Below are 18,868 nucleotides of genomic sequence, written 5' to 3'. Positions count from 1 at the left end.
ATGCATTCAGACAGGCATGCTGTTAACTATGCCTGTCTGAAAAGTTCAGCCGGAAGAGGAAATCAACGCTTTTCTTTTTTCTGGCAATCGCCGCACACGCCATACATATATAAAGCATGGTCAACGATGCGGAAGCCGTTTTCATCAGCGATTTTGTCTTGCAGTTTTTCGATTTCTTCGTTGTGGAATTCTGTAACTTTACCGCATTTTACACATACGATATGGTCATGGTGGCCGCCCACATTTAATTCATACACCGCTTTGCCCGTTTCAAAGTGGTGGCGCAAAAGGATGCCGGCCTGCTCGAATTGGGTCAGCACTCGGTAGATGGTGGCCACGCCGATTTCAATGCCCTCGTCGAGCAGGATGCGGTACACATCTTCTGCGCTCAAATGCTCTTCGGCGTGCGTTTCAAACAAATCCAAAATCTTCAGGCGCGGGCCGGTAACCTTCAGACCGCTGTCTTTTAATTGTGCAATATTGCTTTCCATAGTATCTTTCCATCCGTACCGAAGTTGTGTAAATGCCGTTATAATACGCATTTTTAAGCATTTTGCCCACTATCGGATAGCTAAAGGTTTTTAATGATAAGCCTTTACGCAACAAAGCCCGTCACATACTCGATATCAATCGGAAAGGTAAAAGCGTGAACAAACCCCTCATACTTGCCCTGATGCTGGCAGCCGGTTTGGCCGGTTGCAGCGCCGAGCGCATCTCCAATATTCCGTCTTACAAACTCAAAGTCATCCAAGGCAACGAGCTTGACCCCCGCGCAGTAGTTTCACTCCAACCGGGCATGAGCCGCCAGCAAGTACAGGCTTTGTTGGGCACGCCGCTGCTCCGTCCGGCTTTCCGTGGCGACCAATGGGATTACACCTATGAAATCAGCCGCAACGGCATCGTGCAGGAGCAGCGCAATCTCAAGCTGACTTTCCAAAACGACCAATTGGTTAAAGCCGAGGGCGACGCCATTGAATATGCCGTGGGGCAGCTCAAAGAGCGTTACGGCGAACAAGCGGTTCAGCAGCCCGCAGCGCAGCAGCAAACCCGGCCCGCCCCCGAACCGCTTTGGACGCCCGATAACTAATCCGCCGACAGGACTCTTGACATGACTCAGTTAAAAGTAGCGATTGCCGGCGCTAACGGCCGAATGGGCAAAGTATTGGTTGAAGCCGTAAACAACAATCCGGCCACCGTGCTGAGCGGCGCATTGGAACATGCCGGCTCCGACGCACTCGGTTTGGATGCCGGTCATGCGATTGGCATCCAAACAGGTGTCTTCATTTCTGCCGACCTGGACGCGGTGTTGGCTGCCAGCGATGTGTTGATTGACTTTACCCGTCCCGAGCCGACCTTAAACCATTTGCAGAAATGCGTTGATAAAGGGGTCAACATGATTATCGGCACCACCGGTTTTGATGACGCGGGCAAAGCGGCTATTTCAGCCGCAGGCGGGCAAACCGGCATTGTGTTTGCTGCTAATTTCAGTGTGGGTGTCAACCTGACGTTCCACATCCTCGATACCGTTGCCCGCGTATTGAACGAAGGTTACGACATTGAAATAATCGAAGCGCACCACCGCCATAAAGTTGATGCGCCCAGCGGTACTGCTTTGCGTATGGGCGAAGTGATTGCCGACGCATTGGGGCGCGATTTGAAAACCTGCGCCGTTTACGGTCGCGAAGGTCATACCGGCGAACGCGATCCGCAAACCATCGGTTTTGCCACCGTGCGTGGCGGCGATATTGTCGGCGACCATACCGCACTGTTCACTACCGACGGCGAACGGGTGGAAATCTCCCATAAAGCTTCCAGCCGCATGACTTTTGCCGCCGGCGCCGTGCGCGCCGCCGTATGGCTGAAGGGAAGGAAAGGTTTGTATGATATGCAGGATGTGTTGGGCTTGAAAAGCCGGTAATCAAGCATCTTTAAGAGTGATTTCACAAGCGGGCGGCATCGTCTGCTTTTCTATCGGCTGAAGATTGCTTAACGGGCTTTCAAATAAAGCGGCTCAAGGCCAATGCCTGTCTGAAAACGGCTTTCAGACAGGCATTGGCGTTTTTGATAGCGGTATTTGATGTTTTTGAAAATTGATTTTAAATTTAAATGTCATAAATTTAAAATATTTTACTTTTTAAATATCTATAAAAAATATATTTTCATTTTATATATTCAATTTCTTATACTTGTTTCAAATGATAAAATAATAAATAGAAAATATAATCATTATTATTTTCTACTTTCATGATGATTTTCTATTTTATATATTCACACAGGAGCAAGTATCATGAGTAACACAACAAATAATGCCTACACTTACGGAACGGCTGGCAATGATGTTCTTGCAGGCACGCACAATATATTCGGAAGAGGAGGAGACGATGTCATCCACGGATACAGCGATATAGACCATCTGCATGGGGAAGACGGAAACGACAAGATTTACGGCAGCGCCCACGACAACAGTATGTGGGGCGGTAACGGAGAGGACGAGCTTTACGGCGGTGACGGTGCAGATTTTATCGACGGCGGTGCCGACAACGATAAAGCCGAAGGCGGTAATGGAAACGACAGGATTCATGGAGGCGCCGGTGATGACATTCTGCACGGCCAAGCCGGTAATGACAGAATTTATGGAGACGAAGGCAACGACAGCTTGTTAGGTCAAGAAGGCAATGACCGGCTTGAGGGCGGAGAAGGTAACGACCGTCTGTATGGCGGAGAAGGCAGCGACTTGCTTGAAGGCCAAGCCGGGGATGATTATGTTTACGGCGATGCCGGCGAGGATGTGGTATTCGGCGGCGACGGCGACGATTATGTATCCGGCGGCGATGATAACGACAAACTCTACGGCGGCAGCGGTGCAGACATCATCAGCGGCGGCAACGGCGACGATGAGCTCTTCGGCGATGAGGGCGACGACCGTTTACACGGCGGCGACGGCAATGACCGTATGGAAGGTGGTAACGGCAACGATACGCTCTACGGCCACGGCGGAGAAGATATTTTGCAGGGTGGTGCGGGCGACGATATGGCATATGGCGGAGATGATAACGACCGACTGTATGGCGGAGAAGGCAACGACTTGCTTGAAGGCCAAGCCGGGGATGATTATGTTTACGGCGATGCCGGCGAGGATGTGGTATTCGGCGGCGACGGCGACGATTATGTATCCGGCGGCGATGATAACGACAAACTCTACGGCGGCAGCGGTGCAGACATCATCAGCGGCGGTAACGGCGATGATGAACTCTTCGGCGATGAGGGCGACGACCGTTTACACGGCGGCGATGGTGAAGATTTCATCGTCGGAGGAGAAGGTAATGATTCCATTAATGGTGGAGCAGGTGTCGATTATCTGTACGGTGGAAATGGTGATGACAGGATTGTCGGTGCAGATGGCGACGATATCATGACCGGTGAAGCAGGCAATGATTATATTCTTGCAGGCACGGGTGATGATTATTTGGTTGGCGGTGAGGGCAACGACAGGCTGTTCGGCAATGACGGTATCGACGATTTGGACGGCTCGGAGGGGAACGACCGGCTTTACGGCGGCAACGGCAATGACCGTTTGCTAGGCAGTCTCGGCAACGACGTCATCTTGGGAGAAGCCGGAGACGATACGCTTAACGGCGGCCTCGGAGAGGATGTGTTGTCCGGCGGAGCAGGCAGGGATACGTTCCAGTTTGCCGATATGCTGGACGGTACGGTCGACATTATTACCGATTTCACTCAAGGCTTGGATAACATCCAGTTGAGCGGTCAGGTATTCCGTGCGCTCGGCCAGCAGGTTGATGCATCTGAATTTGCCTTCGGCAGCGTGGCAACAAATGCGGAGCAAAAACTCTTGTTTGATCAAAATGACGGTGCGCTGTATTACGATGCGGACGGCGCGGGAGGCGCAGATGCCGTTCAGTTTGCAACGTTAAGCGGCATCGGCCTTGACCAGCTCACCCATGAAAGCTTTTCCATCATTTAGTAGCAGAGGCATATTCGGTTGCCGAATATGAAACCGGCCGCACCTTTCCTGCACAAGTTTTCAAGCTTGAAAGGTGCGGTTTTATGCATCCTGATATGAAACATTTGTTGCGGTAAATTAAAAAAACATGTACGCTAGTCAAAAAATACAACCGTTCAGTTGCATGGATACGACAATGGGTTTAACTGATGGTTGAGGCTTTTTTAGAGAAAGATGTTTAAATTTTTAATTTAAAAAAAACAATGAATTATTTGATTTTTTAGCGACGGTTTTACGCTTAATCGGCTGTTTTTTAATCTTTTCACACATGCAGTTTGTGTATGAATTCGTAAAAATAAGTTTTGCTGCCGCTTGATAAAGAGTTTAGGAAATACAATGCATCAAATTTTTCAAATAGATATAGATAGGGAAAACCAAATGTCCAAGCATAATCTCCGTAACATCGCTTTATTTCTGACAACCACCAGCATTATGCTTGCACCGGTTTTGTTGCTGTTTGTCGGCACCCAATATTTAAACCATATGCTGGCTGCAAACTGTATTTTGGCTGCATTTCTGTCTTCCTTATTGATTTCTTCCGCACAAATTCGCGCGATTATCGGCTTGGCTTTGTTTGGTACTGCTTTGTCTTTGTCCATGCCCGCTATGCCGTTTATATATGTTTTGGCAGCTTCCGCAGCCGGCGGCTTGTTAACATGGTCGGCGCCTTTTTTGTTCAGACAGGTGGAAGACCCCGTTGCCTGATGATGGATGCCGCTGCTTTAGCTTCAGTAAAGAACATTTCATTTAATGCCTGTCTGAAAAGCTTGCTTGCATGTTTGGCTTGTTTTCAGACAGGCATTAAAAATTTAAGTTTCACAAGCCAAGCATTTTAAAGCCGTATTACTTTTCTGACGGTTGTGAATGTTTGGGTTTTAACCTTCATATATAAATAAAATAACGGGATAATTCATATGGAAAATGCTGTAACTTACAACTTTAACAGTTGGTCAGACTACGAAACATACCTAAAAAATAATGGAATAAGCTATGAGCAAGTGAGCCGGATGCTTGTTGAAACCGGCTTGCTGGGCAAGCAGGAGGAGAAGAGTCTGCTTGCTGGGGATGATGCGCAACAAGCGGAAGCCATACTCGATCAGCTAACCTGTTCGCCTAATTACCAATATTTTTGGTTAACCGAAGATGTGTACGAAGGTAACAATTGCGGCAGCGTTTTCGCAGAAATGCTGGCTTTTGCCGCTCCTGATTGGCAGGTCGGTTGGCTGGAAGATAAGGCAGGCAGCAAAGAAAGCATTCAATTAAACCCGTTACCGGAGTGGGGCGGCGAAGTTGCAACCACTCCCATAATGATTCAGACAGGCAATCAAGTTTATACAGTCAATATTTTTTCTGCCAACAGCAAGCACGCTTACAAAGCCATTGCAGAAGAGCTGGCTTATTGGGTGAACGCGTTGCTTGAGCGTGAAGAGTGTGCCACACGTTTATATGTTTTTTGCCCGGAAGACGAAGGTGAAAACGTGGTTCAATTCATTAAAGCAGACAAAGACCAGCAGCAAAAAATGGATGTTGCATTCCCGTTGAGCCTGCCGCAGTTTGATTTGGACGCATTCAAGCCCGTTGACATTGCCGCGCAATTGGCCGATATCCGCACGATATACGACACATGGGTTGCTCAGGGCAGCTATCCCAAACTGGCAGGCAACCGCGTGCCTTTGCTGAAAACACATTTTAATATCAGCCGGGAGGCATTCGCATGGCTGCGCGATGCGCGTGAAGATATGCATGAAATCATGCTTGCCGACAGCAGCAAACTGCCTGAAGCTTTTGCGCCGTTACGCGGATTATCCGGGCTGGAGCGCATCCGTGAAATCCATAATCTTTTTGTGGCGGTTGCCCGGCAATTTATTTTCGACCAGGATGCCTTTGCATACCGATACAAGCTGTGCCCTCTGTTTACCTCGGAGCAAATGCAGCTGTTGCGCGGCCGGTATGCGAGCGACGAGCAGATGATAGAAGCCCTGTTGTCCGACGAAAACCTATATGCCCAAACCAGTCACGGTGCGGAGCCTTATCTGCATAAGTTACTGCCGGCGGGTTCGGCATAACCGTAGGTATGACGGGATTTAAAGCCTTAAATAAGGAATGCCTGTCTGAAAGCTTTTCAGACAGGCATTTTGTTTGTAAGTGGATTGGCTATACTATACTATATGGCGGCGGCTTTATGAGCGGTATTCGCTGTATCACTCCGGCAACTCTGCCGAGCCCATCCTCCGCAACACAATATTTGCTTTGCCGCGCAGGCGTTTGCTTTTGGGGTTGTCGGCATAAAACAAGGGCGCGGGAACGCGGGCGGTCAGTAGGGCGGCTTGCTGTTTGCTGAGATTGGCCGCATTTTTTCTGAAATAATGCTGCGATGCGGCCTCTGCACCGAAGATGCCGTGGCCCCATTCGATTACGTTTAAATAAATTTCAAAAATGCGGTCTTTATCCGTTGTGGCTTCCATCATCGCTGTGATGGCCGCTTCTTCGCCTTTGCGGATATAGCTTTGCCAATCATTGAGAAACAGGTTTTTCGAAAGCTGCTGGCTGATGGTCGAGCCGCCGCCCCTGATTCTACCGCTTTGCTGGTTGCGCTTCATGGCGTGGCGGATGCCGCTCCAGTCGAAGCCTTCGTGCGCTGCGAAGTTTGCGTCTTCCGAGGCAATCAGTGCTTTTTTCAGATTGGTGGAAATTTGGTGATAAGGCACCCAGCGGTAATCTAAAGCCACTTCTTTGCCGCTTCTGCGGTATTCGTTCATCCGCATTTTCATGAAAGCGGTTTGGCCGGGTGCTACGGCGCGGTAAGTTAAAATATTGCCGTACACATAGGCGTTGAAGAGAATAAAAGCCATAAAAGGCAAGGCAATCAGCCATTTAATCACGCCCATGTTTCATCCATTCGATAACGGGGCGGATTTCGGGGGCGAAGCCTCGCCAGAGTTCATAAGAAAATGCGGCCTGCGCCACCAGCATGCCGAGGCCGTCGGCAATGTGCTGCGCGCCGGCATTTTGAGCAAAGGTAAGAAAAGCGGTGGGTTCGCTGCCATACACCATATCGTAGGCCAAAATGCATTTGCCGAATACGTTGGGTCGAACGTCGGGCACTTGACTGCTCAAGCTGCCGGATGTGCCGTTAATGATAATATCGTAATAGTTGGGCGGAAGCCGGCCCAATTCCGCTGCTTCGATGCCGAATTCATCTGCCAAAGCCTGCGCTTTGCTGAACGTACGGTTGGCAATGGTCAGGCTTTGGGGCGACTGCTCCAGCAACGGGCGGATAACGCCGCGTACCGCACCGCCTGCGCCTAGAAGTAAGATTTTTTTGCCCGCCAGCGGTATGACGTGGTTTTCGATAATGTCTTTAACCAAACCGATGCCGTCGGTATTGTCGCCGCGGATGCGGCCGTCGGGCAGCGGGATCAGGGTGTTGACGGCGCCGGCAGCCGCCGCACGTTCGGAAAGTTCGTTGACCCAATGATAGGCATCGGTTTTAAACGGCACGGTAACATTGGCGCCGCAGCCGCCTTGTGCGAAAAACGCTGCGGCGGCTTCGGCAAACGCATCCGGCTCGGCTAAAATGCGCCGGTATTCGATGTCGGCGCCTTCCTGAGCGGCAAAACGCCCGTGGATTTCGGGCGATTTGCTGTGTGCGACGGGGTTGCCGAACACGGCATAAAGTGCGATTGTCATGATATTTTTGCGTTCAAGTCGATTTTCATTATTATGGGGCAAAGATTGTATAAGATGAAGCCTGTCTGAAAGGGTTTAACCTGTTCTTTCAGACAGGCATATTGAATCCGCTCCTGCGGTGTGCTCCGGTCCGCCACATTTCGGGTGAAGCTATCTTTTTGTTTTTAAAAAATTAAAAAAAGCAGCCGGTTTGGCAGATATGATTTATATTGACGGCACAAATGCGCTCTGAAACAATCCTCAGGTTAGTAGGAATACTTATGGATGCTGCGGCTGTATAAGGCACGGCAGAAAAATATTATTGAATGATTTGAGTTTATGGAGAACAACAACATGTCTATCAAAGATGTTGTGCGGTTAATCGAAGAAAACGAAATACGTTTCGTTGATTTGCGCTTTACCGATACCAAAGGCAAACAGCACCACTTCACGATTCCCTCGCGCGTTGTTTTGGACGACCCCGAAGAATGGTTTGAAAACGGCCAAGCTTTCGACGGCTCGTCTATCGGCGGCTGGAAAGGCATACAGGCTTCCGACATGCAGCTGCGCCCCGACGCTTCCACCGCCTACATCGACCCTTTCTACGACGATGCCACCCTCGTTTTGACCTGCGACGTCATCGACCCCGCCAACGGCCAGGGCTACGACCGCGACCCGCGCTCCATCGCCCGCCGCGCCGAAGCCTACCTGAAATCTTCCGGTATCGGCGACACCGCATTCTTCGGCCCCGAACCTGAATTTTTCGTGTTCGACGGCATCGAATTTGAAACCCACATGCACAAAGCGCGTTTCGAAATCACTTCCGAAAGCGGCGCATGGAGCAGCGGCCTGCATTTAGACGGCCAAAACACCGGCCACCGCCCGACCGTAAAAGGCGGTTATGCGCCTGTGGCACCGGTGGATTCCGGCCAAGACTTGCGTTCGGCAATGGTAACGGTTTTAGAAGAAATCGGCATTCCCGTCGAAGTGCATCACGCCGAAGTCGGCACCGGTACGCAAATGGAAATCGGCACCAAATTCAGCACCCTGCTGAAACGCGCCGACTGGACGCAAGACATGAAATACGTGATTTGGAACGTGGCACACAATTTCGGCAAAACCGCCACCTTCATGCCCAAGCCGATTATGGGCGACAACGGCAGCGGCATGCACGTTCACCAATCCATTTGGAAAGACGGCCAAAACCTGTTTGCCGGAGATGGCTACGCAGGCCTGTCTGAAACCGCGCTTTATTATATCGGCGGTATCATCAAGCATGCCAAAGCGTTGAATGCGATTACCAACCCCTCCACCAATTCCTACAAGCGTTTGGTGCCGCACTTCGAAGCGCCGACTAAGCTGGCTTATTCCGCCAAAAACCGCTCGGCTTCCATCCGCATTCCGTCGGTGAACAGCAGCAAAGCCCGCCGCATCGAAGCGCGCTTCCCCGACCCGACCGCCAACCCCTACTTGTGCTTCGCCGCCTTGCTGATGGCAGGTTTGGACGGCATTCAAAACAAAATCCACCCGGGCGACCCGGCCGATAAAAACCTCTACGACCTGCCGCCTGAAGAAGACGCATTGGTGCCGACTGTGTGCGCTTCGCTCGAAGAGGCTTTGGAGGCATTGAAAGCCGACCACGAATTTTTGTTGCGCGGCGGCGTGTTCAGCAAAGATTGGATCGACAGCTACATCGCGTTTAAATCGGAAGACGTGAAACGCATCCGCATGGCACCGCATCCGCTGGAATTTGAAATGTATTATTCGCTGTAAAAATTGAGTACCGTAACTACGCAACAAGTATTTTCGGGAAGTTCAATAGTATTGAATTCAAAGATAGATTGAATAAATTATGGGCCTGGATAGTTTGACTATCCAGGCTTTTTTCAGACAGGCATTCCAACATCGGGTTAGAAAAAATTTACAATGCCTGTCTGAAATATTCCTGCTACAAAGCTGTTGATGTTGTTTATATTTTAATAAAAAACGCTCAAAAAATCTGTTTGCTGAAATAAAAATACCAAAGTTCTTTGACAAATTTTAACTCTTCCCCTAATATTCCGCCTTTCATGTGTTTGCACTGAAAAATGCTTTAAGAAAACATCAACTAAGGAAAGAGAAAACTTATGGAATGGGTATTCAACAGCTATTACACGCTGATTGCCGCGACCATCGTGCTGCTGTTTGGTAAACTGATGGTTAATAAAATCAAATTCTTACGAGATTTCAATATTCCGGAGCCGGTAGCCGGAGGGTTGGTTGCCGCTGCTGTTCTTTATGTTCTGCACGCATTCTATGGCGTCAGCTTCAAATTTGAGAAGCCGTTGCAAGATGCTTTTATGTTGATTTTCTTTATTTCCATCGGCTTGAGTGCAGATTTCTCGCGCTTAAAAGCAGGTGGATTTCCATTGGTTTTATTTACTTTTGTAGTCGGCTGCTACATTATCGTACAAAACGTGGTAGGTGTCGGTATGGCGAGTGCATTCGGTTTGGACCCGCTGCTCGGCCTGATTACCGGTTCCATTACATTAACAGGCGGTCACGGCACGGCGGGTGCATGGGGGCCTTTGTTTGAAAAAGAACATGGTGTGGTGGGTGCTACCGGCTTGGGCATTGCCAGCGCGACTTTCGGTTTGGTATTCGGCGGCTTGATAGGCGGTCCGGTTGCCCGCCGATTGTTGAATAAAATGGGGAGAAAGCCTCAAGGCGATGCTGAGTTGAAGGCCGTTGCTCATGCGCAAATCGCTTCGGGCTCTGACCAAAATGCGGATGATGTGTTCGAGCATCCCGATCAATCGCGTTTGATTACAGCGAGCTCGGCTATTGAAACATTGGCTATGTTTGCTGCATGTTTGGCTTTTGCCGAAGTGATGGACGGTATCGATAAGGAGCATTTATTCGATTTGCCGAAATTCGTTTGGGCTTTGGGCGGCGGTGTGATTCTGCGCAATATTTTGACCATTGTTTTCAAATTCAATATGTTTGACCGGGCTATCGACGTGTTCGGTAACGCCTCTTTGTCGCTCTTTTTGGCAATGGCTTTGTTGAATTTGAAGCTGTGGGAGCTGACCGGATTGGCCGGCCCGGTAACGGCGATTTTGGTGGTGCAAACCATAGTGATGATTTTGTTTGCTTCTTTTGTTACCTACAATGTTATGGGCCGCAATTACGATTCAGCGGTTTTGGCCGCCGGCCATTGCGGCTTCGGTTTGGGTGCAACGCCTACTGCGGTTGCCAACATGCAATCGATTACCGAGCGTTTCGGCCCTTCTCATAAAGCATTCTTGATTGTGCCGATGGTGGGTGCCTTCTTTGTTGATTTGATTAACGTTGTTATCTTGCAGACTTTTGTTAACTTCCTCAAATAATCGGCAAGTAAACTGAAAAGCACTTGAAACGCTTACCTGTTTCAAGTGCTTTTTGCTATGATAGCGCTTATTTTTTGATAATCGGAAACTAGATCATGTATAAAAAACTGCTGACCTTTACAGTGATTGCCGCGTCGCTTGCCGCATGTGGTGATGATAAGCAGAAGCAGAATACGCCGCTAGCGTGTAACGACCCTGCGGTTTTACAAAATGTGCGCACTTTGATTCAGGATACGATCAAACAAAAAGCGCGCCATTATTCCCAGCATGACAACCGTCAATATGTGGATGCCGACAAAGTGATTGCTGCCGGCAGTGAATTGAACATTACGTTGGAAAATGCTGCGGCTACCACGGAAACCCATCCGGTCTGTTCCGCGCAGCTCAGCATAACCGTGCCTTATGCCGTTTTGCAAACCGCCCACAGCAACCTGCCTTTGATTTACGGCAAGGAAGATCCCAACAGTATTCTTCAGCGCTATGTAGGCAGCGGCAAAACTGCTTATAACGGTAACGGTGTATTCACCCAAACCCTGCGCTATAAGGCCATGCCCGGTGACGGCGGGGTGAGTATCAGTTTGATAGATGACTTGAACAATACCGCCGATGCCGTGTCTGCGCTGCTTTTGCCTTACGGTGTAAAAAATCATGTGCTGATAGACGGCAAGCCGGTTGCAAGGGAAGAAGCGTTGAAGCAATTGAGCAACGAAGCGGCAAATAGTGAAGAGTCGCAACCCCTGTCTGAAAATGATCCGCAGAGTATTTTGGAAAATAACAGTGCATCATCTGTTTTTGATTTTTCGCCACTCTCGGAGCAGCAGGCGGAAACCATTACGCCGGCAGACGCAGAGCGCTCACCGGGTTTGTCTGAATTCGAAGTGGATCAGGCGCGCAACAGCCATGATTCGGCGGATAGGGAAATCAACCGTATTTGGAACAATCTGGATCAGACCGTGCGTAAAGAGCTGTTGAACGAGCAGCGTGATTGGATCAGCCAAAAAAATAACAGCTGCCGCCAAGCGGCCGCCCGTGCAGGCGATTCCCAACAAGCGGAGTACCTGCAATTGCAGTGCAGCACGCGCATGACCCGCGAACGTATTCAGTATTTGAAAGGGTACAGTATTCAGTAACGCGCTGTCGGATTAAATGCCTGTCTGAAAACCTTTGCTTCGCAGTTGCGTTGCCGGTTTTCAGACGGGCATTCTTATTTGCGGTTCAACGATAAGCGTAAAGCTTTATTGTTTGCAGCTGCCGGTTTTCATGCCGCTTTTTAAAGAGTAAATGTCGCAGTCTTCGGCAAAAGAAAGCGGCCCTTTATAACTTTGGCGGATGGCAGACGTGGAGGCCGGTTTGGCATTTACCGTGCGCTGCATAAAGTGGGAAAGCACCAAGCTGCGGCTTTGGGTTTTCCGGGCAATTCTGCCGATTTCAGAAGGCGGCATATGTAGTTTTAAAGCAATCGAATCTTTGCTGCTTTCAGGCACGGCATTGTGGGCGATAAATATATCGGTGTTTTTAGCCAAAATATCCAGCGTTTTGCCTGCATTGCTGGTGTCGCCAGACACGGTAACGGAACAGCCGTCTTTTTCAATGCGCCAGCCCAAAGAAGGCAGCAGGCCGTGTTCTACCGAAATGGCTTTCAGGGTAAAGCCGGCGATTTTGGTTTCAAACAATTGGGGCTTTGCTTTATCGGCATTTACTGCAATCGGTTTGATAGAAAAAGCGGCATCTCCGGTCAGGAAATCCGAAAGATAGGGGTAAACGCCGTGTTCGCCGAAATGACGCTCGATAAATTCGGGCGTGGTGGGAATGGTGTGGTTGCCGGTAGGGCCGTAAATGGGCAGGTCGCGTTCGCGGTCGGAGAAGAAAGAAGCTTTAACCAATGCGGGCAGGTCGTTGGAATGATCGACATGGAAGTGTGTAAACAGCAGGGCTTCCAAATCGTTGATTTTACCGCCCGCACGTTCAAAATTGAGGGAAGCGCCGGCGCCGAAATCAACGATAAACCGCGCTTTGCCGTTTTCGCGCACCAGATAACCGGTAGATGCGCGCTTATCGGTTAATTCGGGCCCGCCCGAACCGAGTACGACCACATCCAAATTGTTGTGGCTGCATTGTGCCGCTTGTGCGCCGGCCGGTACAATGATCAGACCGAGCAGCATTTTCAAGAATAAATAGGGTTTTAATAAAAAGGAGAGCATTTTCCAACCGGTTGTTTAAGTGTTTAGAATGAATAACAAGGATGTTTTAAGCATTTAAGCCAAATGTTAAAGCGCATCCGAAATCGAGGAATTATATCGAAAAAACAATCAAAAAGATAAGCGGCGCTTCGCGGAATGTCCATTTTTGTGGTGATGCTTGGGATTTATGAAACACTTTTTAGATGCCTGTCTGAAAGTTGCTTTTCAGACAGGCATCATGATTCTTAATTTTATAAAACCACACCACCCGTTGTTTCAGGCAACGGGTGGTGTGGTTTCGGTTTTGAGTATTCGAGGTAAGGGAATTGTTTCAGCTGATAGGCATTCTCCAAAAAGCAATATGGTTAAATAAAAAAGGGAATAGATGTTTTGATGTTTAATGGCTCTCAGCTATGGATAACTGAGTGGGTTTTATTATACATAAACGATAATAATTATCAATATATTTATCAAGTAAATTTGCTTTGTTTTTGTAACTGATTGATAAGTAATTAAAAAAATTATAAGAAAATAGCGGTGCAAACGATAAAATTTCTGTATGCAGTATATTTAGCGAATTTAAGCAGCATGTTAAAGCACATTTAAATCCAGTATAATCACCAGCTAATTCAAATTCTTAAATACGCTTAACAAATATGCAGAATACTTATCAAACCGTTGTGCGGGACCTGCTTGGTGCCAATCAGCTTTCTCCTGAAGCCTTGGCAAAAAGCCTCGGCATTATCGGTGCCAACAAAGTGGATTACGCCGATATTTATTGCCAACGCATGGCTTTTGAAAGCTGGCATCTGGAAGAGGGAATGGTGAAATCCGGCAGCTTTCAGATTGATCAGGGCGTCGGTGTGCGCGCAGTTTCGGGTGAAAAAACGGCATTTGCTTACGCGGATAATCTGAGCATGGAGAGCATTGCGCGTTCGGCTGAGGCGGTGCGCGCAATTGGTTCGATCGGCGGGGAAGGGCGTGTGCATGTGCCTTTGCCGGTAAGCGGGAAAGCGGTGCATCAAACGGTTAATCCAATGCACAGTTTGGATTCTGCAGCCAAAGTTGAGCTGTTGAATAAAGTGGAGGCATTGGCTAAGGCGGCCGACCCGCGCATTGTGCAGGTAATGGCGGGGCTGACTTGTGAGCACGATTTGATTTACATCGCCCGTTTGGACGGCAAACATGCAGCCGATATCCGCCCGCTGGTGCGCTTGAGCGTAACCGTGATTGCCAAGCAGGGCGATCGGCGCGAAATGGGCAGCTCCGGCGGAGGCGGGCGCTTTGATCTGACTTATTTCAGCGATGAAGTGCTGAAAAGCTATGTCGATACGGCGGTTAAGCAGGCGCTGATTAATTTGGAGGCGCGCCCTGCGCCCGCCGGAGCCATGAATGTGGTGTTGGGCAGCGGTTGGCCGGGCGTGCTGCTGCATGAAGCGGTGGGGCATGGTTTGGAGGGCGACTTCAACCGCAAAGAAACCAGCGCTTTTTCAGGCCGAATAGGCGAGCGTGTTGCAGCAAAAGGTGTTACCGTGATTGATCAGGGCGACATTGCCGATCGGCGCGGTTCGCTCAATATTGATGACGAAGGCAATGAAACCAAACGCAATGTTCTGATTGAAGACGGCATTTTGGTCGGCTATCTGCAAGACGAAACCAATGCCCGTCTGATGGGCGTGCCGGTTACCGGCAACGGCAGGCGCGAAAGCTATGCAGCCGCGCCCATGCCGCGTATGACCAATACGTTTATGGAAAGCGGCGGGCACGACCCTGAAGAAATCATTGCTTCGATCGACAAAGGCATTTACGCGGTAAACTTCGGCGGCGGCCAGGTCGATATTACCAGCGGTAAGTTTGTGTTCAGCGCTTCGGAAGCGTGGTGGGTGGAGCAAGGCAAGCTGCAATATCCGGTGAAAGGCGCTACCATCATCGGCAACGGCCCCGAAGTGTTGAAGCATGTGAGCATGATTGGTAACGATATGGCTTTAGACAAAGGCATAGGCGTGTGCGGCAAAGACGGCCAAAGCGTGCCCGTGGGCGTGGGGCAGCCGACTTTGCGCATTGACGAAGGGCTTACCGTGGGCGGCAGCGAGACTTAAACCAACCGAGCGCCCGCAACGGCACAATGCCTGTCTGAAAAGATATTTTGGCTTCGCAGAAATCCGCGTGGCCCGTTTTCAGACAGGCATTGTGTTTCGCTATACAATACCGACACATCTACAAAGACATTCCATCATGCACACATTCCGATTACACGAAACAGCGTTTGCCGAGCTGCCCGATATTTTCTACGCCCGCGTTAAAACCGAGCCTTTGGGCGATCCTTATTGGGTGGCGCAAAACCACGATTTGGCCGCGGCATTAAATTTGCCGGATGATTTTTTCGACTCACCCGAAACGCTCGCCATGCTGGCCGGCAGCGCGAAAAAATATGTGCCGCAACCTTTGGCAAGCGTATACAGCGGCCACCAATTCGGCGTGTATGTGCGCCAATTGGGCGACGGCCGCGCCGTATTGTTGGGTCAAAGCGAAGACGCGCAAGGCAAGGCATGGGAATGGCAGCTCAAAGGCGCAGGAAAAACGCCGTTTTCCCGCTTTGCCGACGGCCGCGCCGTGTTGCGTTCTTCAATCCGCGAGTACCTATGCTCCGAAGCCATGTACGGCTTGGACATTCCCACCACGCGCGCGCTGTGCATTGCCGGCAGCAATGATACCGTGTTCCGCGAAACGCCGGAAACCGCCGCCGTGGTTACCCGCATCGCGCCGAGCTTTATCCGCTTCGGCCACTTCGAATATTTCTACCACAAGGGCATGCACGAATATCTGCAACCTTTAGCCGATTTTTTAATCCGGCACCATTTTCCCGAATGCGTACAAGCCGATCAGCCCTATCTCGCCTTGTTGCAAACCATTTCCGAGCGTACTGCCGGCTTGGTGGCTGCGTGGCAGGCTGTGGGCTTTTGCCACGGCGTGTTGAACACCGACAATATGTCGGCGCTGGGGCTGACCATTGATTACGGCCCGTTCGGTTTTCTTGATGCCTACGACCGCCGCCATGTGTGCAACCATTCCGATTCGGGCGGGCGCTATGCCTATAACGAGCAGCCTTATGTGGTGCATTGGAACCTGTCGCGGCTGGCATCCTGCTTTCTGCCTTTATGCGAAGAAGCCGGCTTGGTGGCCGTGTTGGATGCTTTCCCCAATCTTTACCGCAATGCCTATCTGAAAAACATGCGTGCCAAGCTGGGTTTGCAAACCGAGCGCAAAGAAGACGAAGAATTAATCACCGATATGTTTAACGTGCTGCAAGGCCGCCGAGTTGATTTCACATTATTCTTCAGGCACTTGAGCGAAACGGGCAATACACACGGCGAACCCGTTCCGCCCAAACTTGCCGCCTTGTTCGGCGGGCAAAATATGGAAGCGTTCATTTCGTGGCTGGGCGGCTACCGCACCCGTTTGCGGGCGGAAAACAGCGATCCGCAAGCGCGCGCCGCGCGTATGAATGCCGTAAACCCGCTTTATGTGCTGCGCAATTATCTGGCGGAGCAAGCGATTGAACAGGCCAAGCAAGGGCACTTCGGCGAAATCGAACGCTTGCGCCGCTGCTTAGACAGCCCGTTTGAAGAACGGGCCGAGTTCGTCGATTTTGCCCAACCCGCGCCCGAATGGGCGGCAGGCATTTGCGTGAGCTGCTCAAGCTGAGACTTTCAGACAGGCATTTGGCCGGATAACCGGAATGCCTGTCTGAAACCTTAACCGCCAACCCAACCCCACTATCATGACCGGTATTTTCGACGCATTTTTATTCGCACTCGGTGTGACGCTGCCGAACTTTCTGCTGCTGGTGTTCGGCTGGTATCTGCGCCGCAGCGGGCAGATAGATGCGCATTTTTGCGCACAGGCATCCAAGCTGGTGTTCCGCTACGGCCTGCCCTGTGTTTTGTTTGTCAGCCTGATGAAAAGCGAAGTGCATTATCAGGAGCAGCTGATGCTGGTGGCGGCAGGCGCGGTTTCGACGCTCGTTTTGTTTCTGGCCGCCGAGCTTTATGCTTGGAAAAGGGTGCCGCAACTCCGCGACAAAGGCGTGTTTGTGCAAGGCGTGTTCCGCAGCAACCTCGGCATTATCGGGCTGTCGTTTGTGTCCAATGCTTATGGCGCCCCGGGATTGGCTGCCGGTGCAGTGTACACCGGCGTGATTACCATTCTGTATAACATTTTGGCCGTGGTCACTTTGAGCCGTTCGGCTGAAGGTTCAATCGGGTGGCGGATAAAAGATACGGTCAAAAAAATCATGACCAACCCGCTGATTCTGGCCATTGTGGCCGCTATGCTGTTGCAGCAGTTTAACATCGCTATTCCGAAAACCGTGATGCGTATGGGCGGCTATCTGGCGGATATTGCCCTGCCGCTGGCTTTGATTTGCGCAGGCGCGACATTCGATATCCGCTCCGTTATCCATTCTTCGGATATTTCGATGCAGGCCAGCATAGGGCGGCTGATTGTGGCGCCTGTTGTGGCAGTGGCGGTCGGGTTAGCTTTCGGTTTCAGCGGAATACCGATGGGTGTGCTGTTTCTGATGACTGCCACGCCGGTTGCGTCGGCCAGCTATGTGATGGCGAAATCGATGGGCGGCAACGATGTGGCGGCAGCCAATATCACCGGCATTACCACGGCAGGCGCTATTTTTTCCGCCGTGGCGGGAATGGTATGGCTGCGTTCGGCCGGATTGATGTAAGCGCGTTCATTAAAAATGCCTGTCTGAAAATATTCAGACAGGCATGGTTTTATAATCAATCAACACATTTTTAATACAAGGCAGTAAGCCGAAGACAGTACAGATAGTACGGGACTGATTGTGTTGCTGCTTCAGCAGCTTACAAAATCGTTCTCTTTGAGCTAAGGCGCAGCAACGCCGTAGTAAAAGTTAAGTTGATTGACTATATTCTTCCGTTGGCGTTTCTTCATGCTGAGGCTGCGGCAACCTCGCAAACCACCCGGCCACCGTTTCATTCACTTCCTCAATACCCTGTTTTTTCAAGCTGGAAAAAAGCTGCACGCTCACTTCTTGACGTTCCATAAACGGTTTTAACGCTTTTTTGACAGAAGACAAGGTTTTAATCTGGTCGTTCTTAGATAATTTATCGGCTTTAGACAATAAAATATGCACCGGCCTGCCGGTTGCTTCAAAAAAATCAAGCATCTGCATATCCAGCGGTTTGAGCGGATGGCGGCAATCCATAATCAGCACCAGCCCGATAAGCTCTTTGCGGGTTTGCAGATAGTTGCCTAAAAGCTGCACCCAATGCCTGCGAACCGCTTCGGGCACTTCGGCATAGCCGTAACCGGGCAGATCGACCATAAAATTGCCGTCGGATAGCTCGAAAAAATTGATATGCTGCGTGCGCCCCGGTGTTTTGGAAACATAAGCCAGCCGTACATGGTTGCATAGTGTATTGATGGCGCTTGATTTGCCGGCGTTGCTGCGGCCCACAAAAGCGATTTCGGCCGGTGTGTCGGGCAGATCTTTCAAGTGGTTTACGGTTGTGAAGAATTTTGCATTTTGAAATAAATTCATGGCTATGGAAAAATACTGTAAATTTGGTATAGAATATCATATTTAAGATTAA

Annotated in this window: 17 protein-coding genes; 12 read left to right on the top strand and 5 right to left on the bottom strand. The window is 50.1% G+C overall.

What is annotated here, in order from left to right:
* Positions 1 to 62: 62 nt before the first annotated feature.
* The gene (gene fur, locus EL143_RS01775) at positions 63 to 491 is read right to left on the bottom strand and encodes a ferric iron uptake transcriptional regulator (RefSeq protein ID WP_085415425.1); all 429 of its coding nucleotides are present in this window, start codon (positions 489 to 491) and stop codon (positions 63 to 65) included.
* A 155-nt stretch (positions 492 to 646) separates the two neighbouring features.
* Here fur and EL143_RS01770 point away from each other — a divergent pair, with 155 nt between their 5' ends.
* The 5 genes from EL143_RS01770 to EL143_RS01750 all read left to right on the top strand — a co-directional run bounded on the left by EL143_RS01770 (position 647) and on the right by EL143_RS01750 (position 6,087).
* On the top strand, positions 647 to 1,087 hold the full coding sequence (locus tag EL143_RS01770) for an outer membrane protein assembly factor BamE (protein ID WP_085415424.1): 441 nt from the start codon (positions 647 to 649) through the stop codon (positions 1,085 to 1,087).
* 21 nt (positions 1,088 to 1,108) lie between these two features.
* Positions 1,109 to 1,918, top strand: a complete 810-nt coding sequence (dapB, locus tag EL143_RS01765; RefSeq protein ID WP_085415423.1) for a 4-hydroxy-tetrahydrodipicolinate reductase — start codon at positions 1,109 to 1,111, stop codon at positions 1,916 to 1,918.
* 369 nt (positions 1,919 to 2,287) lie between these two features.
* Positions 2,288 to 3,982: a calcium-binding protein gene (locus EL143_RS01760; RefSeq protein WP_085415422.1), complete on the top strand. Its 1,695-nt coding sequence runs from the start codon at positions 2,288 to 2,290 to the stop codon at positions 3,980 to 3,982.
* 417 nt (positions 3,983 to 4,399) lie between these two features.
* Positions 4,400 to 4,726 carry a hypothetical protein gene (locus EL143_RS01755; RefSeq protein WP_126326501.1) on the top strand — a complete coding sequence of 109 codons (327 nt, stop codon included), beginning with the start codon at positions 4,400 to 4,402 and terminating at the stop codon, positions 4,724 to 4,726.
* A 302-nt stretch (positions 4,727 to 5,028) separates the two neighbouring features.
* On the top strand, positions 5,029 to 6,087 hold the full coding sequence (locus EL143_RS01750; RefSeq protein WP_085415420.1) for a hypothetical protein: 1,059 nt from the start codon (positions 5,029 to 5,031) through the stop codon (positions 6,085 to 6,087).
* A 135-nt stretch (positions 6,088 to 6,222) separates the two neighbouring features.
* On the opposite strand, the gene mtgA is transcribed toward EL143_RS01750, so the two are convergent.
* Both mtgA and aroE read right to left on the bottom strand, forming a co-directional pair.
* A complete protein-coding gene (gene mtgA, locus EL143_RS01745; RefSeq protein ID WP_085415419.1) occupies positions 6,223 to 6,909 on the bottom strand; it encodes a monofunctional biosynthetic peptidoglycan transglycosylase in 687 nt (228 codons plus the stop codon).
* Positions 6,896 to 7,714, bottom strand: coding sequence for a shikimate dehydrogenase (gene aroE, locus EL143_RS01740; protein ID WP_372338549.1), 819 nt, complete (start codon positions 7,712 to 7,714; stop codon positions 6,896 to 6,898). The genes mtgA and aroE overlap by 14 nt, the downstream gene beginning before the upstream one ends.
* A gap of 330 nt (positions 7,715 to 8,044) precedes the next feature.
* Here aroE and glnA point away from each other — a divergent pair, with 330 nt between their 5' ends.
* From glnA to EL143_RS01725, 3 genes are all read left to right on the top strand, one after another.
* The gene (gene glnA, locus EL143_RS01735; protein ID WP_085415507.1) at positions 8,045 to 9,463 is read left to right on the top strand and encodes a type I glutamate--ammonia ligase; all 1,419 of its coding nucleotides are present in this window, start codon (positions 8,045 to 8,047) and stop codon (positions 9,461 to 9,463) included.
* 353 nt (positions 9,464 to 9,816) lie between these two features.
* Positions 9,817 to 11,058, top strand: coding sequence for a sodium/glutamate symporter (gene gltS / locus EL143_RS01730; RefSeq protein WP_085415417.1), 1,242 nt, complete (start codon positions 9,817 to 9,819; stop codon positions 11,056 to 11,058).
* Between the two features lie 95 nt (positions 11,059 to 11,153).
* Complete coding sequence (locus EL143_RS01725) at positions 11,154 to 12,188, top strand: lysozyme inhibitor LprI family protein (RefSeq protein ID WP_085415416.1); 1,035 nt, start codon at positions 11,154 to 11,156, stop codon at positions 12,186 to 12,188.
* Positions 12,189 to 12,293: 105 nt separating this feature from the next.
* On the opposite strand, the gene EL143_RS01720 is transcribed toward EL143_RS01725, so the two are convergent.
* The gene (locus EL143_RS01720; RefSeq protein ID WP_197719609.1) at positions 12,294 to 13,259 is read right to left on the bottom strand and encodes an MBL fold metallo-hydrolase; all 966 of its coding nucleotides are present in this window, start codon (positions 13,257 to 13,259) and stop codon (positions 12,294 to 12,296) included.
* Between the two features lie 166 nt (positions 13,260 to 13,425).
* On the opposite strand from EL143_RS01720, the gene EL143_RS01715 reads away from it, so the two are divergent.
* The 4 genes from EL143_RS01715 (at position 13,426) to EL143_RS01700 (ending at position 17,976) form a co-directional block, all read left to right on the top strand.
* Entirely contained in the window at positions 13,426 to 13,611 is a 186-nt protein-coding gene (locus EL143_RS01715) for a hypothetical protein (protein ID WP_126326499.1), read from the top strand.
* Positions 13,612 to 13,894: 283 nt separating this feature from the next.
* Positions 13,895 to 15,337, top strand: coding sequence for a metalloprotease TldD (tldD, locus tag EL143_RS01710; RefSeq protein WP_085415415.1), 1,443 nt, complete (start codon positions 13,895 to 13,897; stop codon positions 15,335 to 15,337).
* 136 nt (positions 15,338 to 15,473) lie between these two features.
* A complete protein-coding gene (locus EL143_RS01705) occupies positions 15,474 to 16,943 on the top strand; it encodes a protein adenylyltransferase SelO (protein WP_085415414.1) in 1,470 nt (489 codons plus the stop codon).
* A 76-nt stretch (positions 16,944 to 17,019) separates the two neighbouring features.
* The gene (locus tag EL143_RS01700) at positions 17,020 to 17,976 is read left to right on the top strand and encodes an AEC family transporter (RefSeq protein ID WP_085415413.1); all 957 of its coding nucleotides are present in this window, start codon (positions 17,020 to 17,022) and stop codon (positions 17,974 to 17,976) included.
* A gap of 189 nt (positions 17,977 to 18,165) precedes the next feature.
* On the opposite strand, the gene yihA is transcribed toward EL143_RS01700, so the two are convergent.
* The gene (gene yihA / locus EL143_RS01695; protein ID WP_085415412.1) at positions 18,166 to 18,816 is read right to left on the bottom strand and encodes a ribosome biogenesis GTP-binding protein YihA/YsxC; all 651 of its coding nucleotides are present in this window, start codon (positions 18,814 to 18,816) and stop codon (positions 18,166 to 18,168) included.
* Positions 18,817 to 18,868: the final 52 nt, after the last annotated feature.

The sequence above is a fragment of the Neisseria canis genome, assembly GCF_900636765.1.
In the GTDB taxonomy this organism is placed as follows: domain Bacteria; phylum Pseudomonadota; class Gammaproteobacteria; order Burkholderiales; family Neisseriaceae; genus Neisseria; species Neisseria canis.
This window is presented reverse-complemented; position numbering and strand designations above follow the sequence as displayed.

Bases quoted from the DNA above. Each gene is read 5' to 3' on its own strand.
- fur (WP_085415425.1), bottom strand. From the start codon at position 491: ATGGAAAGCAATATTGCACAATTAAAAGACAGCGGTCTGAAGGTTACC.
- dapB (WP_085415423.1), top strand. From the start codon at position 1,109: ATGACTCAGTTAAAAGTAGCGATTGCCGGCGCTAACGGCCGAATGGGC.
- EL143_RS01760 (WP_085415422.1), top strand. From the start codon at position 2,288: ATGAGTAACACAACAAATAATGCCTACACTTACGGAACGGCTGGCAAT.
- EL143_RS01755 (WP_126326501.1), top strand. From the start codon at position 4,400: ATGTCCAAGCATAATCTCCGTAACATCGCTTTATTTCTGACAACCACC.
- EL143_RS01750 (WP_085415420.1), top strand. From the start codon at position 5,029: ATGCTTGTTGAAACCGGCTTGCTGGGCAAGCAGGAGGAGAAGAGTCTG.
- mtgA (WP_085415419.1), bottom strand. From the start codon at position 6,909: ATGGGCGTGATTAAATGGCTGATTGCCTTGCCTTTTATGGCTTTTATT.
- glnA (WP_085415507.1), top strand. From the start codon at position 8,045: ATGTCTATCAAAGATGTTGTGCGGTTAATCGAAGAAAACGAAATACGT.
- gltS (WP_085415417.1), top strand. From the start codon at position 9,817: ATGGAATGGGTATTCAACAGCTATTACACGCTGATTGCCGCGACCATC.
- EL143_RS01725 (WP_085415416.1), top strand. From the start codon at position 11,154: ATGTATAAAAAACTGCTGACCTTTACAGTGATTGCCGCGTCGCTTGCC.
- EL143_RS01720 (WP_197719609.1), bottom strand. From the start codon at position 13,259: ATGCTCTCCTTTTTATTAAAACCCTATTTATTCTTGAAAATGCTGCTC.
- EL143_RS01715 (WP_126326499.1), top strand. From the start codon at position 13,426: ATGAAACACTTTTTAGATGCCTGTCTGAAAGTTGCTTTTCAGACAGGC.
- tldD (WP_085415415.1), top strand. From the start codon at position 13,895: ATGCAGAATACTTATCAAACCGTTGTGCGGGACCTGCTTGGTGCCAAT.
- EL143_RS01705 (WP_085415414.1), top strand. From the start codon at position 15,474: ATGCACACATTCCGATTACACGAAACAGCGTTTGCCGAGCTGCCCGAT.
- EL143_RS01700 (WP_085415413.1), top strand. From the start codon at position 17,020: ATGACCGGTATTTTCGACGCATTTTTATTCGCACTCGGTGTGACGCTG.
- yihA (WP_085415412.1), bottom strand. From the start codon at position 18,816: ATGAATTTATTTCAAAATGCAAAATTCTTCACAACCGTAAACCACTTG.